The following is an 18,685-nucleotide window of genomic DNA, read 5'->3' on the forward strand; positions in this document are numbered from 1 at the left end:
GCCGTCCCGGAGAGCCGGCGGGCCCGGGTGCCGCTGCCCGGCCCCCGGCCCCCGGGCCCCGGCCCCCGGGCCCCTGTGCAGAGTTCGCCGCGTCGGCGCGGTCCTACAGGCCCGGTCCCATGCCCAGGTCCGCGCCGGGCACCGTCTGCAGGACCGGGGCGAGGATGCCGACCTGCGGGAGCTTCGTGTCGGGCAGGCCCATGTGGTCGGGGTTCGGCCGCGTCAGCGGGGCGTCCACGCTCAGGCCGGGCGACAGGGTGCGCAGGTCGGAGACGGGTACGCCGACACCGACGTGGTCGAAGTCCGTTCCGAGGACGTGGGGCACGGGCGCGCGCATGCCCGCGCCGGGCAGGCCGCCGGTGATCGGCAGCTGCGGCAGGGTCCGCGCGGGGAGGAGCCGGCCCTCGACGAACTGCGGGCCGTCCGGCTTGCCCGGCCTCGGCAGCGGGATCTCGCCGCTCAGGCTGGGCAGCTCCATGTGGAGGGTCTTCTCGGCGGCATCCAGCGGCACCGGGACGGGGACCGTGCCGACCGCGGCGGCGGGCGCGGCGGCAGCGCCCATGGCGGCCGCGACGCCGGTGACGACGGCGGCAAGGGTTCGGGGGGTCGACTTCATGGCAGGTGCGGTCCCTTTCAGGGTTCGGGGGCTCAACGTCCTTACCGCGTAACGATGCTGGGGCGGTCACCAGCGCAAGAATCCCCCGGGTGCCGCAGTAGTACGACGAACCGACAGCGCCCGGTCAGCTCGTCCAGAAGTCCCACCAGCGGGTCAGGACCAGCATTCCGACGATCCCGATGTGCAGCACCGGGGGCACCCAGGTGAACTCGTCGAGGAACGTCCGCAGCGGGGCGGGCGCGGGCAGGAACCGATGGCGTACGGCGTGCGAGGCGACGTACCAGAACAACAGGATCGTGGCGGCCCACGCCAGACAGCACCACAGGCACAGCGCGTTGATCCGGTACAGCGACTGGAACTGCAGCCACGACACGAACCCGACGCCGAACAGGCAGCCGGCACCGAAGAGCAGCCAGTACCAGCGGGGCAGGCGGGCGCCCGCGAGCAGGCTCATGCCGACGCAGATCACGATGCCGTAGGCGACCAGGCCCAGCATCGGGTTGGGGAACCCGAAGGCCGAGGCCTGGTCGCTCTCCATGACGCTGCCGCAGGACACCACCGGGTTGAGGCTGCACCCGGGGGTGAAGTCCGGGTCCTCCAGCAGCTTGAACTTGTCGAGCGTGATCACCCAGGAGGCCAGCAGCCCGGCCGCGCCCGTGATCACCAGCAGCAGGGCGAAGGCACGGCCCGCGCCCGCCGGTTCTGGCGGGTGCTGTCCCGGGGTGGCCACGGCGTCAGGCGCGCAGGCTGCGGGCCGGCAGCACGATGTGCGCGGCGGCGTCCAGGGTCTCGTCGGCGTTGACGAACTCGGCGAGCGCCGCCGGATCGACGGACTCGCCCGGCTCGGCCTCGGTCCAGGCGCGGGTGGTGAAGATCAGGTAGGCGAAGCCGCGTGCCTCGACCGCCTCCAGCCACTCCGGCGGAACGGTGCACTGGACGCTGAGCCGCGGCATGGTGAGGACGGCCTGACCCGCGACGACGAGCAGCCCGACCGGGAGACTGGGCCTGGCGATGCCGTCGACCAACTCCCGTCCGACCGGCAGGCCGTTGTCCGTCAGCAGCCGCTCGACCGCCGCGGACGTCGCCTCCGGACCGCCCTCGGTGTTCCCGAGGGAGCAGACCAGGAGGTGGGGGATGTCGATGCCGTCGGCGTTCTCCCCGCTCCAGGGAAGTACGACTACGGTGCCCAGGTCGGCGGAGCGCAGGGGCCGGGTTTCGCTTGAGGTTGAGGTCACCGGGCGACCATAGCGACGCTCCGGAGGGCCGCCGACCGTTCTCACCCGAGCGGGCGACGGGCCGCCGTCCGTCCACACGAACGAGGGACGGGCTCGAACAGCGAAGGGCCGATCCCGTGGCCCTGGACGGCCACCACGGAATCGGCCCTTTTCCCGGACAGCTCCGGTTCCGGGAAAAGCGGATTCAGCCGCCGACGGGAAGAACGCCGACAATTCCGCCATCGTTGTTCAGGTCCCGGGTCGCACCCTTCACGGTGTTGAGCACGGAGTCCTTGTTCTCGGTGTCGAGCGCGTCCGACTGGTGCTGCAGGGGCATCACGTCGATGGGACCCCTGGTGAGCGCGTTCACGGCGCCGTTGAGGCTGGTGGGCGTGAGGTCGGCGCTGTTGTAGGCGAACGCGGGCGCTGCGGCACCGGCGAGGACCAGGGAACCGGCAACGACAGCAGCGGCCTTCAGGGACTTCATCGTGTTCCTTTCTTCGGCAACTCATGTCGCCAGAGGGAATTCTGACGCCGTGCCCAACGAGTTGCGACCGGAGCGGAAACTCCTCCTATGAGTCCTCATATGAAATGGGCCTAGCTCGACAGACCTGCCGTCGGCAGGCCGGGCAGGCTCGGTGCGGGCAGCTTGCCGCCCAGCAGCGTCGCGGCGACGGTGTTGACGAGGCTCGCCACCGAGTTGGTGACCGCCGTGGTCACCTGAGCTGCGTCGCCCGAGGTCACCGCCTTGATCAGCTCGTCGATCGCCTTCTGCAGCGCGGCCAGCGCGTCGCCGATGACGTCGGTTGGGGCCGCCACGGTGTCGCCACCGCTCCTCGTGGGCGCGGGCAACGTGCCGGCCGGGGCGGGGGCCGCGGGCGTGACGGGGGTCGTCGGCGCTGTCGTGGTGACCTTGGCGATGGCGTCCTGCACGGCGGTGCCGAGCTTGGTCGCCTCGTCGGCGGAGAGTTGGCCGCTGTCGGCCTTGAGGACGGAGTTCAGCAGGTCGGTGACCGGGGTGAGGACGCCGCCGAGGTCACTGAGGCTCTCGACCTGGGCGAGGAGCGTGTCCGCGTCGGGGAGGGGCGCACGGGAGGCCGCACGGGTGTGCTCCCGGGCCGGGTCGGCGACGGCGGCCGGACCGGTCGCGGCGACCAGGAGGGCGGCGCAGAGCGCGGTGGACGCGATACGCCGTGCGGGCAGACCACGCATGGGTGTTCCTTTCGATGAGCATCGGATCTGTGCCCACCGTGAATTCACCCATCGCGCCCCGCAACCGGTCGATGGCCCCACGTCCCCCGTTCGGGGCAGCGCAGACCGGCCGCACTCCCGCGCAGGAACACGGGAGGGCGGCCGGCCGACGGCATGACGTGTGAACGTCAGTCGTTCACGCACTGGTTGCCGAACGCCGGGTTCAGCAGGGCGATGATGTCGACGGTGTTGCCGCAGACGTTGACCGGAACGTGAACCGGAACCTGGACGACGTTGCCCGACAGCACACCCGGGGAGTGAGCGGCGGCAGCCTGCGCGCCACTGTCGGCGACGGCGATGCCCGCACCACCGGCGACGGCCGCGGCGGCAACGGAGGTCAGGGCCAGGCCCTTCGCGATACGCGACATGGAGAGTTGCTCCTTGGGGGTTGACACAAAACACCCGGGCGGGATGCCCGGCGTTGTGTCAACGCGCGGCGCCCACGCGGGTTGTGCGGCCAATGGAGTGATCTACCGGGGCCTCGGCTGCACGATTCCGACACGGTTGACTGATTTGCCATTAATCGTCCGGATCGTGGCTAGAGTTGCGGACCTTCCGAGGCCCCCACAGACAGCACGTCGCACGCACGGGGCGCCGTACTTTCCCGAAAGGGCAACGCCGGTCATGCGTAATTCCCCGGGTCCACTGCTGCGCCGTGCGATGGCGGGCGCGCTCTCCCTGGCGGCCCTGTGCACGCCGGTCTGCGCCCAGGCGGCGATGCCGGCCGCGCAGGCGCAGCGGCTCCCCTTCACGGAGCGGTACCGCGCGACCCAGCACGGCGGCATCGTGCGCGCGGCCAACACCTCCATCAGCTGCCGCGCCACCGGCCCGCAGGCCGTGTCCGCCTGCCCGGCCGTACGCGCGGGCGGGAAGGGGGTCAACGGCGACTTCGACATGTTCTACGTCGACGTGGACCGCGACCCCAACACCTACAACTCCTCCCGCGCCGAGGTCCGGCTGCCCGAGGGCTCGCGGGTGACGTACGCGCGGCTGTACTGGGGCGGCAACCTGCGGGTGGGCGAGCAGAAGCCGCCGAAGGACGACGGGCGCGTGCTGATCGCCGAGCCCGGGGGCCAGTACAAGGCCCTCCTCGCGGACACCGTCGTGGGCCACCGGGTGGCCCACGGCGCGGACGCCTTCCAGGCCTCGGCGGACGTCACGAAGCTGGTCAGGGACAGCGGCTCGGGCCTGTACACGGTGGCGCAGGTCAACGTGGCGATGGGCAGGTCGACGGCCGGGGCGTGGGGCGGCTGGACGCTGATGGTGGCCTACGCGAACCCGGCCCAGCCGCTGCGGCACCTGGCCGTCTGGGACGGCTTCGACGCCCTGAACTCCGGTAGCGCCCAGGAGATCCGCGTGGGCGGGCTGCGCCTGGCGAGGAACGGCACCGGCCGGGTGGGGCTCGTCGCGTACGACGGCGACCGCGGCCGTACGGGTGATTCGTTCACCGTTTCGACCGGCCGCGGTTCGAACACCGTGCTCTCCGGTCCCGCCGACCCCCGGGGCGACGTACTGAACTCGACGATCTCCGAGGCGGGGGCGTCCGCGCCGGAGCGTGTGCCCGGGTACGCGCACACCCTCGGTTACGACTCGGACGTGTTCGAACTCGGAAACGCCCTGCGGCGCGGCGGTGACCACCTGGCCTTCCGGCTCGTTTCCCAGCGGGACGCGGCGTGGGCCGGTGCGCTCTTCGTCGACGTCGACGCCCGGCACTAGGGCGCGTTCCGGCCCGTCCCGAGCCCGTCCGTGAGCGAGGAAACCGCGCAATGCAGCAGTCAGCAACCGACCCCAGGCCGCGGGTCCTGCACCTCACGCAACCCGTGGACGGCGGGGTCGCCCGGGTGGTGACGGACCTGGTGCGGGCCCAGGTCGCCGCCGGCCTGCATGTCACGGTCGCCTGCCCGCAGGGGCCCCTCACCGCGGGCCTGCGGGACCTGGGCGCGGACGTACGGCGGTGGGAGGCGACCCGCTCCCCGGGTCCCGCACTCGTCGGCGAGACACGGCGGCTCGCCCGGGTGATCGAGGAGGTGCGGCCGGATCTGGTGCACGCGCACAGCGCGAAGGCCGGACTGGCCGGGCGGATCGCCGTGCGGGGACGGATCCCGACCGTGTTCCAGCCGCACGCCTGGTCGTTCGAGGCGGTCGGTGGCGTCACCGCCGCCCTCGCGCTCGGCTGGGAGCGGCGTGGAGCGCGCTGGTCCGCGCGGACGGTGTGCGTCAGCGAGGCGGAGCGCCGGACCGGACTGCGGGCCGGGATCGCGGGCCGGTGGAGCGTGATCCCCAACGGGATCGACACCGAACGCTTCCGTCCCGCCCCCGCGGACACCGTACGGCCGGGGCTGCTTCCCGGGGTCGATCCGGCGGCGCCGCTCGTGGTGTGCGTGGGGCGGCTGTGCCGGCAGAAGGGGCAGGACGTCCTGCTGCGGGCGTGGGACGCGGTGCTGCGGCGGGTGCCGGACGCCCGGCTCGTGCTGGTCGGGGACGGACCGGAGGGGGACGAGCTGCGCGAACGGGCCCCGGAGTCCGTGCTCTTCGCGGGGGCCGTCGCCGATGCCGTGCCCTGGTACCGGGCCGCCGATCTGGTCGTCCTGCCGTCGCGCTGGGAGGGCATGGCGCTCGCCCCGCTGGAGGCGATGGCCTGCGGGCGGCCCGTGGTGATGACGGACGTGGACGGCGCCCGGGAGAGCCTGCCGCCCGCGCTCGCGCCGCGCTGCCTGGTGCCCCCGCAGAACCCGGCGGCTCTGGCCGACGCCGTCGCCGCACTGCTGCTCGACCCGCCGCTGCGCGAGTCGCTCGGCCACCAGGGGCGCCGTCACGTCCTGTCCACCCATGACGTGCGGCGCACGTCCGAGGCGGTGGCGGGCCTGTACCGCGACCTGCTCGACGCCGAGCCCGCCGCGCGCGTCGCGCCCACCGAGTACAGGGAGCCCATCCACTCGTGACCGCGGAAAGCACCGTCCCCTCCCCCGGCGGACAGGCCCGGGACCTCGGATTCTCATCCGTCTCGATCATGCCGCCGCGCGGCCCCGGAGCGGGATTCCGGTTCCCCGCCCGCCGGCCCCCGGCACGCCCCGCCTCCCCGGTCCCGCTGCTCACCGCGGACCTCGTCGCCGGCCTCGTGGGGACGCTCGCGTTCAGCGGTGCCCAGGGGCGGCCGCTGCTCGTGGCGCTGCTGGTGGCCGCGTCGATGCTGCTGCGCCCGCACCCGCCCCGCCAGGTGGCCGGGGTCCTCGACGAACTGCCTGCCGTCTGCGCCAGGATCGCGGTGGCCTGGCTGCTCGTCGCCGCCGCGGTGGCCTCGTACGACGCGGACCGGGCGCTGCCCGCGACCACCCTGCTCGTCGGCTTCCTGCTCCAGTCGGTGACGGCCTGCGCGGGCCGCGGCACCGTGCGCCGACGCCAGCGCCTCGCCCGGCTCACCCGGCCGCGCGCCGCCCTCGTCATCGGCCCGGCGGCGACCGCGCAGCGCGTGGCCGCCGCCGTCCTGCGCCATCCGGGCTGCGGGGTACGGCCGGTGGGAGTCGTGACCGAGCAGCCCGACGGCGGCGAGGGGCTGCCCGTGCTGACGACCGGCGAGGAGGTCGAGCGGGCGCTCATCCAGAACGGCGTACGGGAGGTCCTGACCGTGCATCCGTCCGTACGGTCCCGGCAGGGGCCGCTGCTGCGGGCGCTCGCGGAGTCGGGCTGCACGGTGTGGGAGATCGATGCGGAGTCGCCGTCGTACGAGATGCGGGAGCAGCTCGCCGGGTTCTCCTGCCGGCGTCTGGTGGTGGGGTCGCGGCGGCGGGGCAGCGCCGGGAAGCGGGCGCTGGACGTGGCCGTGTCCGGGGCGCTGCTGTTGCTGGTCAGCCCGTTGTTGCTGGTGTGCGCGGTGGCGCTGCGGCTGAGCGGCGGGCCGGGCGTGGTGTTCCGGCAGGAGCGGATCGGCAAGGACGGGAAGCCGTTCACGCTGCTGAAGTTCCGCACCCACCGGCCGGTCGACGCGCACGAGGCGGCGACGCGCTGGAGCGTGGCGAACGAGCACCAGATGCCGTGGCTGTGCCGCTTCCTGCGGCGCACCTCGCTGGACGAACTGCTCCAGCTGTGGAACGTCCTGTGGGGCGACATGAGCCTGGTCGGCCCGCGGCCCGAACGCCCGTACTTCGTCGCCAAGTTCAGCCAGACCTACCCCGGTTACGCGGCGCGTCACCGGATGCGGACCGGCATCACCGGGCTCGCCCAGATCAACGGCCTGCGCGGTGACACCTCGATCGAGGACCGCTGCCGGTTCGACAACGCGTACATCGACAACTGGTCGCTGTGGCAGGACATCTGCATCCTGCTGCGCACCGCGGCCGCGCTCGTGCGTCCGACGGGGAGCTGAGCGCGCATGAGTCTCGCCCTGAGCCTGCCGCGGGTACGGGAGTTCTCTCCCGTGCTGCCGGTGGTGGCCGTGGTCGCCCTGCTGGCGCTGCCGGTGTCGCCGAGCGCCGAGAGCGGTGCGGGGCCGGCCGACGCGGTCTCCGGACTGGTGGTGCTGTACTGCGTGATCCGTCTGCTGCGGGAGCGGCGGCGGCCCCTGTCGCGGACGGCGGCCGTCGTGTTCGGCCTGCCGGTGGCCGCTCTGGCGGTCGCCGCGGTGGGCGCGTCCTCGCCGGTGGCGGGGCTCACCGGTATGGGCCGCTACCTCCAGGTCTTCGTGGTCGTCCCGGCGGCGGTGCTGCTGCTGGTCCGGGACCGGCGTGACTTCCGGTTGCTGGCCTGGTCGTTGGTGGCCCTCGCCGGGTGGCAGGGCGCGATCGGTGTGCACCAGTACGCGACCGGGACCGGCGCCTCCTACCAGGGGGCGGACATCCGGGCCGTCGGCACCTTCGGGGCGGCGGACGTGATGGGGATGGCGACCGTCGTCTCCTTCGGGCTGGTGTGCGCGCTCGGGCTGGCGCTCGGACGGGCGTCCGTACGGCAGCGGGCGGTCGCCGCCGGGTGCGCGCTCGCGCTGCTCCTGCCGCTCGCGCTGTCCTTCAGCCGGGGCGCGTGGATCGCGACGGCCGTGACCTGCTCGGTGCAGCTGGTGCTGGCCGGGCTGCGGCGGGCGCTGGTGGTGGGGGCCGTGGTGGCCGCCGTCGGCGTGGTCCTGGTGGGCGGGTTCGGGGTCGGTTCGGCGCAGCTGCAGGAGCGGATCAGCAGCATCACGCAGGTCACCGACGCCCCCGACCAGTCCGTGACCGACCGGTACACCATGTGGGCGGCCGCCGTCGGCATGTGGCGCGAACAGCCGCTGACCGGCGTGGGGTTGAAGGGCTTCCCCGAGCAGCGGGACGCGCATGCCTCGCTGGCGCTGTCCGCCGGCAGTGACACGGAGGGCGCGGGTGCGGCCTTCCGCCGGCAGCCGCTGCTGTCCCCGCACAACATGTACCTCCTCGTGCTCGCCGAACAGGGCCTGATCGGCGTGCTCGCCCTCGCGGGCGGCTGGCTGGCGCTGCTGGTGTGCGGACTGCGGGGGCTGGTGCGGGCGCGCGGGTCCGGGCAGGGGCTCGACTGCGCGCTCGTCGGCTGCGGGCTGCTGGTGTGGCAGCTGACGGACTTCGCGTACGCGGACATCGGCGGCCCCTCGACGGTACTGACGGCGGTGTGCTTCGGGGTGGTGGCGTGGTGGGCGCTGGTCGGCAGCGGTGCCGTGGCGGCGCGGGCCGGAAGCGGTTCCGCGACGGTACGGGCCGGGGCCGCCGGCGAGGCGGAGGAGGCCGGAACACGATGACGGTGACGCCTCCGCATGCCTCCGGGTCGACCGGGGCGGGCTCCGGCCTCGGCCGAGCTTCCGGACCGGCCGCCTCGGGCTCCTCCCCCGGCCCAGCTTCGGGATCCCCCGGCCTCCTCTCCGGGCCCACCGACTCCGGCTCCGGCTCCGCCCCCAGCCTCGCCTCCTCGTCCGGCTCCAGCTCCACCCCCGCCCGCGACCTCGCCGACGCCCCGCTTCCCGTCCCCCCGGCCCGCGGCGCCGCCGACCTGCCCAGCCGTGTTCCCGAACTCCCCGCCGTATCCCGCCGGTTCCTCGCCAAGGCCACCGCCGTCACCGCCGCCCTGTCCGTCGCCGGGGCGTTGCTCGGGCTGGTGCGGGATCAGTCGCTGGCGCGGTTGTTCGGGGCCGGCAGCGGGACGGACGCCTTCCTGGTGGCGTGGACCGTGCCGGAGTTCGCGGCCACGCTGCTCATCGAGGACGGGCTGGCCTTCGTGCTGATCCCGGCGTTCAGCCTGGCCCTGGCCCGGCGTGCCCGGGGTGTCCCCGGCGACCCGGTACGGGCCCTCGTCGCCGCCACCCTGCCCCGCCTGACCCTGGTCTTCGTCGCCGCGTCCGCACTGATCGTCGCCACCGCCCCCTACCTGGTCGACGCGCTGGCGCCGGGCCTGCCCGACACCGCCCTGGCCGTGGACTGCACCCGGCTCACCGCGACCTGTGTGCTGAGCTTCGGGCTCGCCGGGTACTGCAGCGCGGCGCTCCGGGCACACCGGCGGTTCCTGATGCCGGGCGCGATCTACGTCGCGTACAACGCCGGCATCATCTCGGCGATGTTCGTGCTGGGCGGCGACTGGGGGGTGCGGTCGGCCGCCGTGGGTGTCGCGGCCGGCGGTGCCCTCATGGTGGCGGTCCAACTGCCCGCGGTGTGGCGGCAGTTGCGCCACACCGCGGTGCGCCGGGAAGAGCCCGCCGAGACGCCGGACCGGACGGTGACCCTGGCACTCGTCGCCCCCCTCCTGCTCTTCGCGCTGTGCCGGCAGTCCCAGGTCCTCGTCGAACGCTTCCTCGCCTCCGCCCTCCCCGCCGGGGCCATCTCGCACCTGAACTACGCGCAGAAGGTGGCCCAGATCCCGATGACCCTGTCGCTGATGCTGTGCACGGTCACCTTCCCGGTGGTCGCTCGGGCCCTGGCCGACGGCGACACCGAGCGGGCCCGCACCCGTGTGGAGCGGGACCTGGCGCTGGCCGCCTGCATGGTGCTGCTCGGCGCGGCCACGGTGATCGCGTGCGCCCCGCAGATCATCGAACTCCTCTTCCAGCGCGGCGCGTTCACCGCCGGGGACACGGCGGCCACAGCGGGTGTGATGCGCGTGTACGCCCTCGGGCTGCTCGGTCAGACCCTGGTCGGCGTGCTGATCCGCTCGTACTTCTCGGCGGGTCGTCCCACCTGGTACCCCGTCTGCGCGATGGCCGCGGGCATCCTCGTCACCTCGTCGTCCGGCGCCTGGGCGGTGGGCCCCTGGGGCGTGTCCGGAATCGCCGCCGCCAACGCCGCCGGGATCACCGTGACGGCGTCGCTGCTGCTCGCCGGCATGGGGACGACGTACCGGGGCGTCCCACGCGGCATCCCCGTGCGCACCCGGCAGGTACTCGCGGAGCTGAGCCGGCCGGTGTGCGCGGCCGCGGTCGCGACGCCGACGGGCTGGCTCGTCGCGAGCCGGGCGGGTGAGCTGCCGGGACTCCTGGCGGGGACGGCGACCGTGGCCGCCGTGTTCGTGCTGCTCGGCCTGGCCCTGGGCGCCCAGGGCTTCGCACCCGCCCTCCGTTCCGTACGGGCCGGCGCCCGTACCATCACCCGAAGGCTCACGCATGGCCGTTGACTCCGCCGGCACCCGCACGGCGCCCCGCCCCGGCCCCGCTCCCTGGGTGGCGATGTACCACTCGGTGACGGACTGCCCGGACGACCCGTACCGCATCACCGTCACTCCCGACCGGCTGGAACGGCAGCTGAGATGGCTCGCCGTGCGGGGTGTGCGGGGCGTGTCCATGACCGAACTGCTGGCCGCACGCGCGCGCGGCGAGGGCCGGCGGCTGGCGGGGCTCACCTTCGACGACGGGTACGCGGACTTCGTCGACCACGCTCTGCCGGTGCTGCGCCGGCTGGACTTCGGCGCCACCCTCTTCGTACTGCCGGGCCGGCTCGGCGGTGACAACGCCTGGGACCCGCTGGGACCGCGCAAGCCGCTCCTGACGGCGGACGGCATCCGGCAGGCGGCCCGGGCTGGCATCGAGATCGGCTCGCACGGGCTGACGCACCTCGACCTGACGGCTGCGGACGACCTCAGGCTGAAGGCCGAGGTCGTGGAGAGCCGGGCCGCGCTGGAGGACCTGCTCGACGCGCCGGTGGACGGCTTCTGCTACCCCTACGGCACGGTCGACCGGCGGACCGTCGAGGCCGTGCGGGGCGCCGGGTACCGCTACGCCTGCGCCATCGACCCCGGCCCGCTCACCGGCCCGTTCGCCCTCCCCCGCGTCCACGTCGGACAGAAGGACGACGCCGTACGCCTGTTCCTCAAATACCGGCTGCACCGGCTGCGGCGCCGTCCCGTGGAGGGTCTGTGACATGAGGGCCCTGCACATCATCACCGGCCTCGGCGTCGGCGGCGCCGAGCAGCAACTGCGGCTCCTGCTGGGCCACTTGCCCGTCGACTGCGAGGTCGTGACGCTCACCAACCCGGGCGCGGTCGCCGACGGGCTCGCCGCGGACGGGGTGCGGGTCACGCACCTCGGCATGGCCGGCAACCGCGACCTGGCCGCGCTGCCGCGTCTGGTCCGGCTCATCCGCCGGGGCCGCTACGACCTCGTGCACACCCACCTCTACCGGGCCTGTGTCTACGGCCGGCTCGCCGCGCGCCTCGCGGGCGTCCGGGCGGTGGTGGCCACCGAACACTCGCTCGGCGACTCTCAGATGGAGGGGCGCAGGCTCACCTCGGGTGTCCGGGCGCTGTACCTGGCCAGCGAGCGGCTCGGCCACGCCACCGTCGCCGTCTCCCCCACGGTCGCCGACCGGCTCAGGCGCTGGGGGGTGCCCGCCCCGCGGATCGCGGTCGTCCCGAACGGCATCGACCTGGACCGCTTCCGCTTCGACCCGGCACAGCGGCTGCGCACCCGCCAACGACTCGGACTGCCGGAGACCGCGTACGTCGTCGGCGGCATCGGCCGGCTCACGGCGGCCAAGCGGTTCGACGTACTCATCCATGCCCTCGCCCAACTCCCCGACGACTTCTGGCTGTTGCTGGTCGGTGGCGGCCCCGAGGAGCACGTCCTGCGGCGCACCGCGCACGCGGCCGGGGTGGCGGACCGCGTCCTGTTCACCGGCGAGCGCCCCTGCGTATCCGACGGCTCCCCCGGTCCCGACCTCCCTTCGCTCACCTCCGCGATGGATCTGCTCGCCTCGCCGTGCCCCGAGGAGGCGTTCGGGCTGGCCGTCGTGGAGGGCCTCGCCGCCGGGCTGCCGGTCCGCTACGCCGCCTGTCCTGCGGTCGAGGACCTGCCCGCGCACTCCGCGCCGGCCGCGCGCCGCGTGACCGGGGGCCCCGACGCGTTCGCCCGGGCGCTGGTGGCGGCCCGCGCCGAGGGCCCCCTCGCGCGCACCGCGCCCGACGCCGCCCACCACTACAGCATCGCCCGCAGCGCCGCGCGGCTCATGGACGTCTACGCGGCCGCCCACTCCTCGCCCTCGTCACCTCACGGAGTCAGTTCCTCATGACCGAGAATCCCACCGGCCCCCGCCGCCCGACCCCCGCCCTCACCCGCGCGAGGTCGCTGCCGGCCTGGTCCCTGCTCGCTGCCGGTGTCCTCGCCGGCGGTCTGATCGGCGGCACGTACGGCCTGGTCAGGACGCCGACGTACACGGCGACCAGCTATGTCGTCGCGGTGCCGACCGACAGGTCCGACTCCGCGACCGCGCTGGGCTTCGCGCAGGCCTACGGCAGGGTCGCCACGCAGCTCGCGGTGCTCGGGGACGCGCAGGTGTGGGCGGGTGTGCCGGTGCGGACGCTGGAGTCGAGCGTGCAGACGGCGACCTCGCCGGACGCCCCGATGGTCGCGATCACGGCGACCTCCGCGCGCCCGGACCTCGCCGCCGACATGGCCAACGCCGTCTCGCGCGCGCTGACCCGGCACGCGAACGACTCCCGGGCCGACACCCACGTCGAGCTCCGGCAGTTCGCCCGCGCCACCCGTCCCGGGGCGCCGTCCTCGGCGTCCCCGGCGGTGACGGGTCTGGTGGGGGCGAGCGCGGGCGGTCTGCTCGGCGGGCTTGTGCTGCTGGTCCGGCCGCGCCGGGCCACGGGCGAACCCGTACGGCCGCCGTCCGTGCCGAGCCCGGCCACCGCCGCCGACGTCCACGGACAGCTGTGAAGTACACCGTAGAACTCGTCACCGACGACACCGCGTTCGCCGGACTCGCCCCGGACTGGCACCAGTTGTACGGCAGATGCGCGGCGGCGACCCCGTTCCAGAGCCACGCCTGGCTGCACTCGTGGTGGCTCTCCTACGGCAGCCGCGGCCGGCTGCGCCTCCTGCTGGTCCGCGACGGGCGTGAACTCGTCGCCGTCGCCCCGCTGATGCGGGTGCGCCGTCCGGTGCCGACACTGGTACCGCTCGGCGGGGCGATCTCCGACTACGGGGACGTGCTGCTGGACGACGAGCGCGGCGAGGAGGCGGTCACCGCCCTCACCGAGGGGCTCGCCTCGGTGGCCCGCACCGCGCTGATCGACTTCCGCGAGGTACGGCCCGGGGGCGCGGCCGAGCGGATCTACGACCGCTGGCACGGCCCGCGCCGCCGGGTCAGCGACTCACTGTGCCTGGAGCTGCCGGCCGTGCCGATGGACCAACTGGTCGCCCGACTGCCCTCGGCGAAGGCCCAGCGGGTGCGGGCCAAGCTGCGCAAGCTGACCGCGCTCGGCGTCGAACGTCAGGTGGTGCGGCCGGAGGAGGTCGACTCGGCGCTGCGGCGGCTGCTGGAGCTGCACCGGCTCCAGTGGCAGGGGCGGAAGGTGACGTCGGAGCATCTGCGCACGCGGTTCTGCGACCACCTGGTGCGCTCGGTCGGGCCGATGGTGCGCTCGGGGGACGCCGTGGTCACCGAGTTCCGGCTCGGCGAGGACGTGGTGGCGGTGGACCTGACGCTGCTGTCGCGACGGCTGGCGGGCGGCTATCTCTACGGCGCCCATCCGCGGCTGCGGGAGTGCAAGGCGGATGTCGCGGTGATGCTGCTGGACGCGTGTGCGGAGCACACCCGTGCCGGCGGCCGCGGCACGCTGAGCCTGCTGCGCGGCGACGAGCCGTACAAGCACCACTGGCGTCCCGAACCGGTCGTCAACCAGCGGCTGTTGCTTGCCCGGCGACGCACCGCCCCGCTGCTGTCGGCGACGCTGTGCGACGTGGCCGCCCGGCAGCGGGGCAAGGAACTGGTGCGACGGTGGAGGGAGCGCGGTGGCGACGGGCCGTGACCGACCCGCCGCCGCCTGGGGTTCACCGGCTGCGCGACCACCAGTCGAAGCGCAGGCACAGCTTCCCGCCGAGCCAGTACTCGACCCAGTCGCCCAGTTGCAGCGGCGAGCAGTTGGGCGGGGGCACGGGCGTGACCGGTGCGGTGGGAACGGCCGGAGTCGTCGGTGTGGCCGGAGTCGTCGGTGCGGTGGTCCCGCCGGGCTTGGTCGGCTCCGGGGTCGGATTCTCGGTGCGGCCGGAGAGCACGGACCGGTAGACCTGGGAGGACCTGGGGTTGTCGGCGCACTGCCAGACACCGTGCGGACAGTAGTCCGTCAGCGTGTTGTACAGCGGCTTGTGCGTGTCCATCCACGCGAGCATGCCCCGCATGTACGCGGAATTGTCACCGTTGCGGAAGAGCCCCCATTCCGGATAGGAGATGGCCTTTCCGTGCGCCTTCGCGAAATCCACCTGGGCCTGGAGGCCGTACGGCTCCTTCACCTGCTGCTCGAACGACAGTCCGCTGGGCTGGTCGTACGAATCCATTCCGACGATGTCGACCGTGTCGTCCCCGGGGTAGCACTCCGTCCAGGGAACGGCGTCCCGGCCGCGGCTCGGAGCGAAGTCGAAACGGAACTTCTGGCCCGGCACCGCGCGCATCGTGGTGACGATCCTTTTCCAGTACGTCTTCCACGCCTCCGGGTCGGGTCCGCAGCGGTGGGTGTACGTGGTGCCGTTCATCTCCCAGCCGAGGACGACGACCGTGTCCGGCACCTTCAGCTCGACCAGCCGCTCGGCGAGCGCGCGGAAGTGGCGGTCGAACTCCCCGGCGACGCCCCGGCGCAGCAGCAGCCGTACCTCGGAGTCGGAGACGTTCTCCTCGTTGCGCTCCATCATGGGCACGTTGAGGACCAGCAACCGGTCGGCCTGCCGGGTACGCCAGTCCGCCCACACGTCGAGGAAGCCGTGCCGGCCCTCGATGTTGGTCCAGCGGTCGCCGGGCAGATAGGTGTGCCCGACGCGCAGCTCGGCACCGCCCAGCCAGTTGCTGAGCTCGGCGATGCGGGCCACGCCGCTGGGGCCGTAGTCGAGGTAGGCGCCGAAGGCGGGAGTGCTCTTCACCGGTGGGATCGGCGGGACCGGGACCGGCGGGATCGTCGGGATCGGCGGGGTGACCGCCGGCGCGGGGACCGGCGAGGCGGGGACCGGCGGGGCGACCGTCGGTGTCGGAGCGGGAGGATCGGCGACCCGCGCCGTCCCCGCGGCGAAACCGGGACCCGACGCCAGGACGACCGACGCGGCGACCGCCGCCGCGGTGACCGCCAGTCGTCGGGAACGGGCCCCTCGCTGCTGTGAGGACATGCCTGCTCCTTTCTCTCCGATAACTGACACTCAGTCACATCAATATGACCAACGCCACCGTGGTTACGGCTTTCGAGTGCACCGATCGCCCGCCCGAGTGAAACCACCCGAAGGAAGATGCCCGTGTCGCTGCTCGACACCCGAGTTCCCGCCGTCCTGCTGCGGATCGACCGCAATCCCTTTCACCACGGAACACTGGGGGCCGTACGCTCACTCGGCAGGGCGGGGGTCCAGGTCCATCTCGTCGCGGACTCCACCGGAAGTCCGGTACGGCGATCCCGATTTGTACGCCAGATCCACCCCCCGCCGCCGCCCGGCGCCTCTCTCGGTGACATCGCTGTCGCATTGCGCCGGATCGCGACCGGCGTCGCGCGTCCGGCCGTGCTGATCCCGATGGACGACGCGAGCGGCATCGCGGTGGGCCGGCTGCGTGAGGAACTGGCCCCCGCCTATCTGCTGCCCCAGCAGCCGGGCACGCTGCCCGAACGTGTGGCCGACAAGACGCAACTGGCCGAGGTGTGCGCGGCGGCGGGCGTGCCTCATCCGGAGACGGTCGTCCCGGAGAGCGCCGAGCACGCCGCGAGCGCTGCCCGGGGACTGGGGCTCCCGGTGGTCGCCAAGTGGAGCAGGCCCTGGCTCGTGCCCGCGGGGGCCGGGCTGCGCAGCACCACCGTGGTCCGCTCGGCGCAGGAGGCGCGGGACCTGTACCTGCGCACCGGGGAGGCCGGCAGCCGACTCCTGCTGCAGGCGTTCCTGCCCCCGGGCCCGGACCGGGACTGGTTCTTCCACGGGTACGCCGACCGGTCCGGGGCCGTGTGCGGCGGTGGTCCCGGCGTCAAGACACGGGCCTGGCCGCGCGGCGCCGGACTGACGGCGGTGGGCCGCTGGGCACCCAACGCGCAGGTCCAGTTGCTCGCCGAGCGGCTGGCGGGCGAGCTGGGCTACCGCGGCATCTTCGACCTCGACTTCCGCCGCTGCGGCGCGACGGGGCGCTATCACCTGCTCGACTTCAACCCGCGCCCCGGAGCGCAGTTCCGGCTGTTCACCGACTCCGCCGGGCTGGACGTCGTACGCGCCCTGCACCTCGACCTGACCCACCGTCCGCTGCCGGACGGGGTGCCGCTGCCGGGGCGGGAGTTCGTGGTGGAGAACTACGCGCCGCTGACCGCGCTGCGGCCCGCCCCTCCCGCCGGCCGCGAACTGGCCTGGAACGCACGGGACGACCTCGGACCCGGGCAGGCGCTGTGGGGCCTGTGGGCGCGCCATGTGTCGGGCCGGCTGCTGGATCGTGTACGAGGGGCGGCCACCGCGGCCTCGGCGCGGACCCCCGCACCCGCCGGGCACCAGGCGGCACCGACCGCCTCCGCCGCCGGACTGCCCACCGAGTTGCCCCACGCCCTGTCCCACGATCTGTCCGAGGTCGCCTCCGACAACGTCTGCGACGAGAAGGCGAGCAGTTGCTGATGTACGACCTGCTGGTGGTGGGCGCCGGGCCCTACGGCCTGTCCATCGCGTCCCACGCCGCGGCCGCCGGGCTGCGGCTGCGCGTCTTCGGCAGGCCCATGGCGTCCTGGCGCGACCACATGCCCCGCGGCATGTTCCTCAAGTCGGAGCCCTGGGCCTCCAACCTCTCGGATCCGCACGGCCGTTGGCAGCTGGACCGGTACTGCGCGGAGCGGGGGGTGGCGGCCCGGCACGGGGAGCCCCTCCCGGTGGAGACGTTCGCCGAGTACGGCCTGTGGTTCGCGCGCAACGCCGCGCCCGAGGCCGACGAACGCACGGTGACCCGGGTGACCCCCTGTCCCGGCGGCTTCGAGGCGGTCACGGAGGACGGCCAGTCCGTGCACGCCCGTACGGTCGCCCTGGCGGTCGGTGTGATCCCCTTCACCGAGATCCCGCCGGCCCTGCGCGACCTGCCCCCGTCCCTCGTCTCGCACAGCAGCCACCACCACGACCTCACCCGCTTCCGCGGCCGGGACGTGACGGTCGTCGGCGGCGGCCAGGCGGCCCTGGAGACCGCGGCACTCCTCGCCGAACAGGGCACGCGGGTACGGGTGCTGGTGCGCGCCGACCACCTGTTCTGGAACGACGTGCCACCGCCGTGGGAACGCCCCTGGTGGCAGTCGGCCCGCGCCCCGCACAGCGGCCTGGGCTGCGGCTGGCGCAACTGGTTCTACTCCGAACGCCCCGGCCTCTTCCATCGCCTGCCGGAGCCGACCCGGGCCCGCGTCGCCGCGACGGCACTCGGCCCGGCGGGCGCGTGGTGGGTGAGGGACCGGGTCGAGGGAGCGGTGGAGGTCCTGCCCGCTCACGAGGTCGCGGCGGCACGATCGGTGAGGGACGGGGCCGGGGTACGGCTGGAGGTGGTGCACCGGACAGGTGGCGAAGTTCCCGGGCTCCTCGCGCCCCTGGAAACCGAACACGTCATCGCGGCCACGGGCTTCACAGCCACCTGTGACCGTCTGACCCTCCTCGATCCCGAGCTGCGCACCGCCCTTACGCGGACCGCGGCTGGTTCACCCCGGGTGACCTCCGCCTTCGAGTCCTCCCACCCCGGCCTCTTCCTGGCCGGCCTGATCACCGCCCCGGGCTTCGGCCCGGCGATGCGGTTCGTGCAGGGGGCGGCCTACACGGCGGAGACCTTGGTCCGGGGAGTGCGGCGCCGGCTGCGGGCCGGAGACGTGGGAGCGGCGGTGCCGGCGCCGGGGAGGCGGGGGCGCAGCGGGGCACCGGCGGGCGCGCGCGGCTGACGCGGGCCGAGCGGGGGCTCGTGCCGCTCGTACCGGGCCGCGGGTGCCGGACGTCGACTGTCCGGCACCCGGCGCACTATCGGCGGGAGGCGGCTCGGCCCCGGCGGTACAGGACAACCCCACCCACGATCATCGCGGCGCTGACACCCGATGCGGCCAGCATGGCCTCGGCACCGGTGTGGGGCAGCTGGGGCGGGGGCATGTGGTGGCCACCGGAAGGCGGACTGTTCTCGCCACCGGGCGGAGGAGTGTGGTCCCCACCAGGAGGCGGCGTGTGGTC

18 protein-coding genes are annotated in these 18,685 nt (G+C 73.9%); 11 read left to right on the forward strand and 7 right to left on the reverse strand.

Translation table 11 applies throughout. The annotated features are described in order from the left end of the window. Nucleotides 1-103 precede the first annotated feature (103 nt). The 6 genes from H293_RS0103455 to chpG all read right to left on the reverse strand — a co-directional run bounded on the left by H293_RS0103455 (nucleotide 104) and on the right by chpG (nucleotide 3,449). Nucleotides 104-616: a hypothetical protein gene (locus H293_RS0103455; protein WP_020116482.1), complete on the reverse strand. Its 513-nt coding sequence runs from the start codon at nucleotides 614-616 to the stop codon at nucleotides 104-106. A 124-nt stretch (nucleotides 617-740) separates the two neighbouring features. After that, a complete protein-coding gene (locus H293_RS0103460) occupies nucleotides 741-1,346 on the reverse strand; it encodes a vitamin K epoxide reductase family protein (protein WP_020116483.1) in 606 nt (201 codons plus the stop codon). 4 nt (nucleotides 1,347-1,350) lie between these two features. Further along, nucleotides 1,351-1,851, reverse strand: a complete 501-nt coding sequence (locus H293_RS0103465) for a DUF5949 family protein (protein WP_020116484.1) — start codon at nucleotides 1,849-1,851, stop codon at nucleotides 1,351-1,353. Between the two features lie 184 nt (nucleotides 1,852-2,035). After that, the gene (locus H293_RS0103470) at nucleotides 2,036-2,317 is read right to left on the reverse strand and encodes a hypothetical protein (protein WP_020116485.1); all 282 of its coding nucleotides are present in this window, start codon (nucleotides 2,315-2,317) and stop codon (nucleotides 2,036-2,038) included. A gap of 110 nt (nucleotides 2,318-2,427) precedes the next feature. Then, nucleotides 2,428-3,042 (reverse strand): hypothetical protein, encoded by a 615-nt coding sequence (locus H293_RS0103475; RefSeq protein WP_020116486.1) that lies wholly within the window; start codon nucleotides 3,040-3,042, stop codon nucleotides 2,428-2,430. A gap of 167 nt (nucleotides 3,043-3,209) precedes the next feature. Beyond that, complete coding sequence (gene chpG, locus H293_RS0103480) at nucleotides 3,210-3,449, reverse strand: chaplin ChpG (RefSeq protein ID WP_020116487.1); 240 nt, start codon at nucleotides 3,447-3,449, stop codon at nucleotides 3,210-3,212. Nucleotides 3,450-3,705: 256 nt separating this feature from the next. Here chpG and H293_RS0103485 point away from each other — a divergent pair, with 256 nt between their 5' ends. The 9 genes from H293_RS0103485 to H293_RS0103525 are packed head-to-tail and all read left to right on the forward strand — an operon-like array spanning nucleotide 3,706 to nucleotide 14,313. Further along, nucleotides 3,706-4,797, forward strand: a complete 1,092-nt coding sequence (locus tag H293_RS0103485; protein ID WP_028807515.1) for a hypothetical protein — start codon at nucleotides 3,706-3,708, stop codon at nucleotides 4,795-4,797. Nucleotides 4,798-4,847: 50 nt separating this feature from the next. Next, the gene (locus H293_RS0103490) at nucleotides 4,848-6,023 is read left to right on the forward strand and encodes a glycosyltransferase (RefSeq protein ID WP_020116489.1); all 1,176 of its coding nucleotides are present in this window, start codon (nucleotides 4,848-4,850) and stop codon (nucleotides 6,021-6,023) included. Continuing rightward, complete coding sequence (locus H293_RS0103495; protein ID WP_020116490.1) at nucleotides 6,020-7,444, forward strand: exopolysaccharide biosynthesis polyprenyl glycosylphosphotransferase; 1,425 nt, start codon at nucleotides 6,020-6,022, stop codon at nucleotides 7,442-7,444. The genes H293_RS0103490 and H293_RS0103495 overlap by 4 nt, the downstream gene beginning before the upstream one ends. A 6-nt stretch (nucleotides 7,445-7,450) precedes the next feature. Beyond that, nucleotides 7,451-8,818 carry an O-antigen ligase family protein gene (locus tag H293_RS48980; protein ID WP_020116491.1) on the forward strand — a complete coding sequence of 456 codons (1,368 nt, stop codon included), beginning with the start codon at nucleotides 7,451-7,453 and terminating at the stop codon, nucleotides 8,816-8,818. After that, entirely contained in the window at nucleotides 8,815-10,677 is a 1,863-nt protein-coding gene (gene murJ, locus H293_RS0103505) for a murein biosynthesis integral membrane protein MurJ (protein WP_020116492.1), read from the forward strand. Before H293_RS48980 ends, murJ begins: the two co-directional genes overlap by 4 nt. Then, nucleotides 10,667-11,419 carry a polysaccharide deacetylase family protein gene (locus H293_RS0103510; RefSeq protein WP_020116493.1) on the forward strand — a complete coding sequence of 251 codons (753 nt, stop codon included), beginning with the start codon at nucleotides 10,667-10,669 and terminating at the stop codon, nucleotides 11,417-11,419. Before murJ ends, H293_RS0103510 begins: the two co-directional genes overlap by 11 nt. 1 nt (nucleotide 11,420) lies before the next feature. Continuing rightward, nucleotides 11,421-12,566: a glycosyltransferase gene (locus H293_RS0103515; RefSeq protein ID WP_020116494.1), complete on the forward strand. Its 1,146-nt coding sequence runs from the start codon at nucleotides 11,421-11,423 to the stop codon at nucleotides 12,564-12,566. Then, nucleotides 12,563-13,219 carry a YveK family protein gene (locus tag H293_RS0103520; protein ID WP_020116495.1) on the forward strand — a complete coding sequence of 219 codons (657 nt, stop codon included), beginning with the start codon at nucleotides 12,563-12,565 and terminating at the stop codon, nucleotides 13,217-13,219. Before H293_RS0103515 ends, H293_RS0103520 begins: the two co-directional genes overlap by 4 nt. Next, entirely contained in the window at nucleotides 13,216-14,313 is a 1,098-nt protein-coding gene (locus H293_RS0103525; protein WP_020116496.1) for a GNAT family N-acetyltransferase, read from the forward strand. Before H293_RS0103520 ends, H293_RS0103525 begins: the two co-directional genes overlap by 4 nt. Nucleotides 14,314-14,335: 22 nt before the next feature. Here the strand turns inward: H293_RS0103525 and H293_RS0103530 are convergent, their stop codons facing one another. Beyond that, nucleotides 14,336-15,655 carry a glycoside hydrolase family 26 protein gene (locus H293_RS0103530; RefSeq protein ID WP_020116497.1) on the reverse strand — a complete coding sequence of 440 codons (1,320 nt, stop codon included), beginning with the start codon at nucleotides 15,653-15,655 and terminating at the stop codon, nucleotides 14,336-14,338. Nucleotides 15,656-15,772: 117 nt separating this feature from the next. Between H293_RS0103530 and H293_RS0103535 the strand changes: the two genes are divergently transcribed. Both H293_RS0103535 and H293_RS0103540 read left to right on the forward strand, forming a co-directional pair. Next, nucleotides 15,773-17,119: a carboxylate--amine ligase gene (locus H293_RS0103535; RefSeq protein ID WP_028807516.1), complete on the forward strand. Its 1,347-nt coding sequence runs from the start codon at nucleotides 15,773-15,775 to the stop codon at nucleotides 17,117-17,119. Continuing rightward, the gene (locus H293_RS0103540; protein WP_020116499.1) at nucleotides 17,119-18,405 is read left to right on the forward strand and encodes an NAD(P)-binding domain-containing protein; all 1,287 of its coding nucleotides are present in this window, start codon (nucleotides 17,119-17,121) and stop codon (nucleotides 18,403-18,405) included. The genes H293_RS0103535 and H293_RS0103540 overlap by 1 nt, the downstream gene beginning before the upstream one ends. Nucleotides 18,406-18,685: the final 280 nt, after the last annotated feature.

This window comes from Streptomyces canus 299MFChir4.1 (assembly GCF_000383615.1).
Lineage (GTDB): Bacteria > Actinomycetota > Actinomycetes > Streptomycetales > Streptomycetaceae > Streptomyces > Streptomyces canus_C.

Coding starts and splice junctions, on each gene's coding strand:
- H293_RS0103455 (WP_020116482.1), bottom strand. CDS start 616: ATGAAGTCGACCCCCCGAACCCTTGCCGCCGTCGTCACCGGCGTCGCG.
- H293_RS0103470 (WP_020116485.1), bottom strand. CDS start 2,317: ATGAAGTCCCTGAAGGCCGCTGCTGTCGTTGCCGGTTCCCTGGTCCTC.
- H293_RS0103475 (WP_020116486.1), bottom strand. CDS start 3,042: ATGCGTGGTCTGCCCGCACGGCGTATCGCGTCCACCGCGCTCTGCGCC.
- chpG (WP_020116487.1), bottom strand. CDS start 3,449: ATGTCGCGTATCGCGAAGGGCCTGGCCCTGACCTCCGTTGCCGCCGCG.
- H293_RS0103485 (WP_028807515.1), top strand. CDS start 3,706: ATGCGTAATTCCCCGGGTCCACTGCTGCGCCGTGCGATGGCGGGCGCG.
- H293_RS0103490 (WP_020116489.1), top strand. CDS start 4,848: ATGCAGCAGTCAGCAACCGACCCCAGGCCGCGGGTCCTGCACCTCACG.
- H293_RS48980 (WP_020116491.1), top strand. CDS start 7,451: ATGAGTCTCGCCCTGAGCCTGCCGCGGGTACGGGAGTTCTCTCCCGTG.
- murJ (WP_020116492.1), top strand. CDS start 8,815: ATGACGGTGACGCCTCCGCATGCCTCCGGGTCGACCGGGGCGGGCTCC.
- H293_RS0103510 (WP_020116493.1), top strand. CDS start 10,667: ATGGCCGTTGACTCCGCCGGCACCCGCACGGCGCCCCGCCCCGGCCCC.
- H293_RS0103515 (WP_020116494.1), top strand. CDS start 11,421: ATGAGGGCCCTGCACATCATCACCGGCCTCGGCGTCGGCGGCGCCGAG.
- H293_RS0103520 (WP_020116495.1), top strand. CDS start 12,563: ATGACCGAGAATCCCACCGGCCCCCGCCGCCCGACCCCCGCCCTCACC.
- H293_RS0103530 (WP_020116497.1), bottom strand. CDS start 15,655: ATGTCCTCACAGCAGCGAGGGGCCCGTTCCCGACGACTGGCGGTCACC.
- H293_RS0103535 (WP_028807516.1), top strand. CDS start 15,773: ATGCCCGTGTCGCTGCTCGACACCCGAGTTCCCGCCGTCCTGCTGCGG.
- H293_RS0103540 (WP_020116499.1), top strand. CDS start 17,119: ATGTACGACCTGCTGGTGGTGGGCGCCGGGCCCTACGGCCTGTCCATC.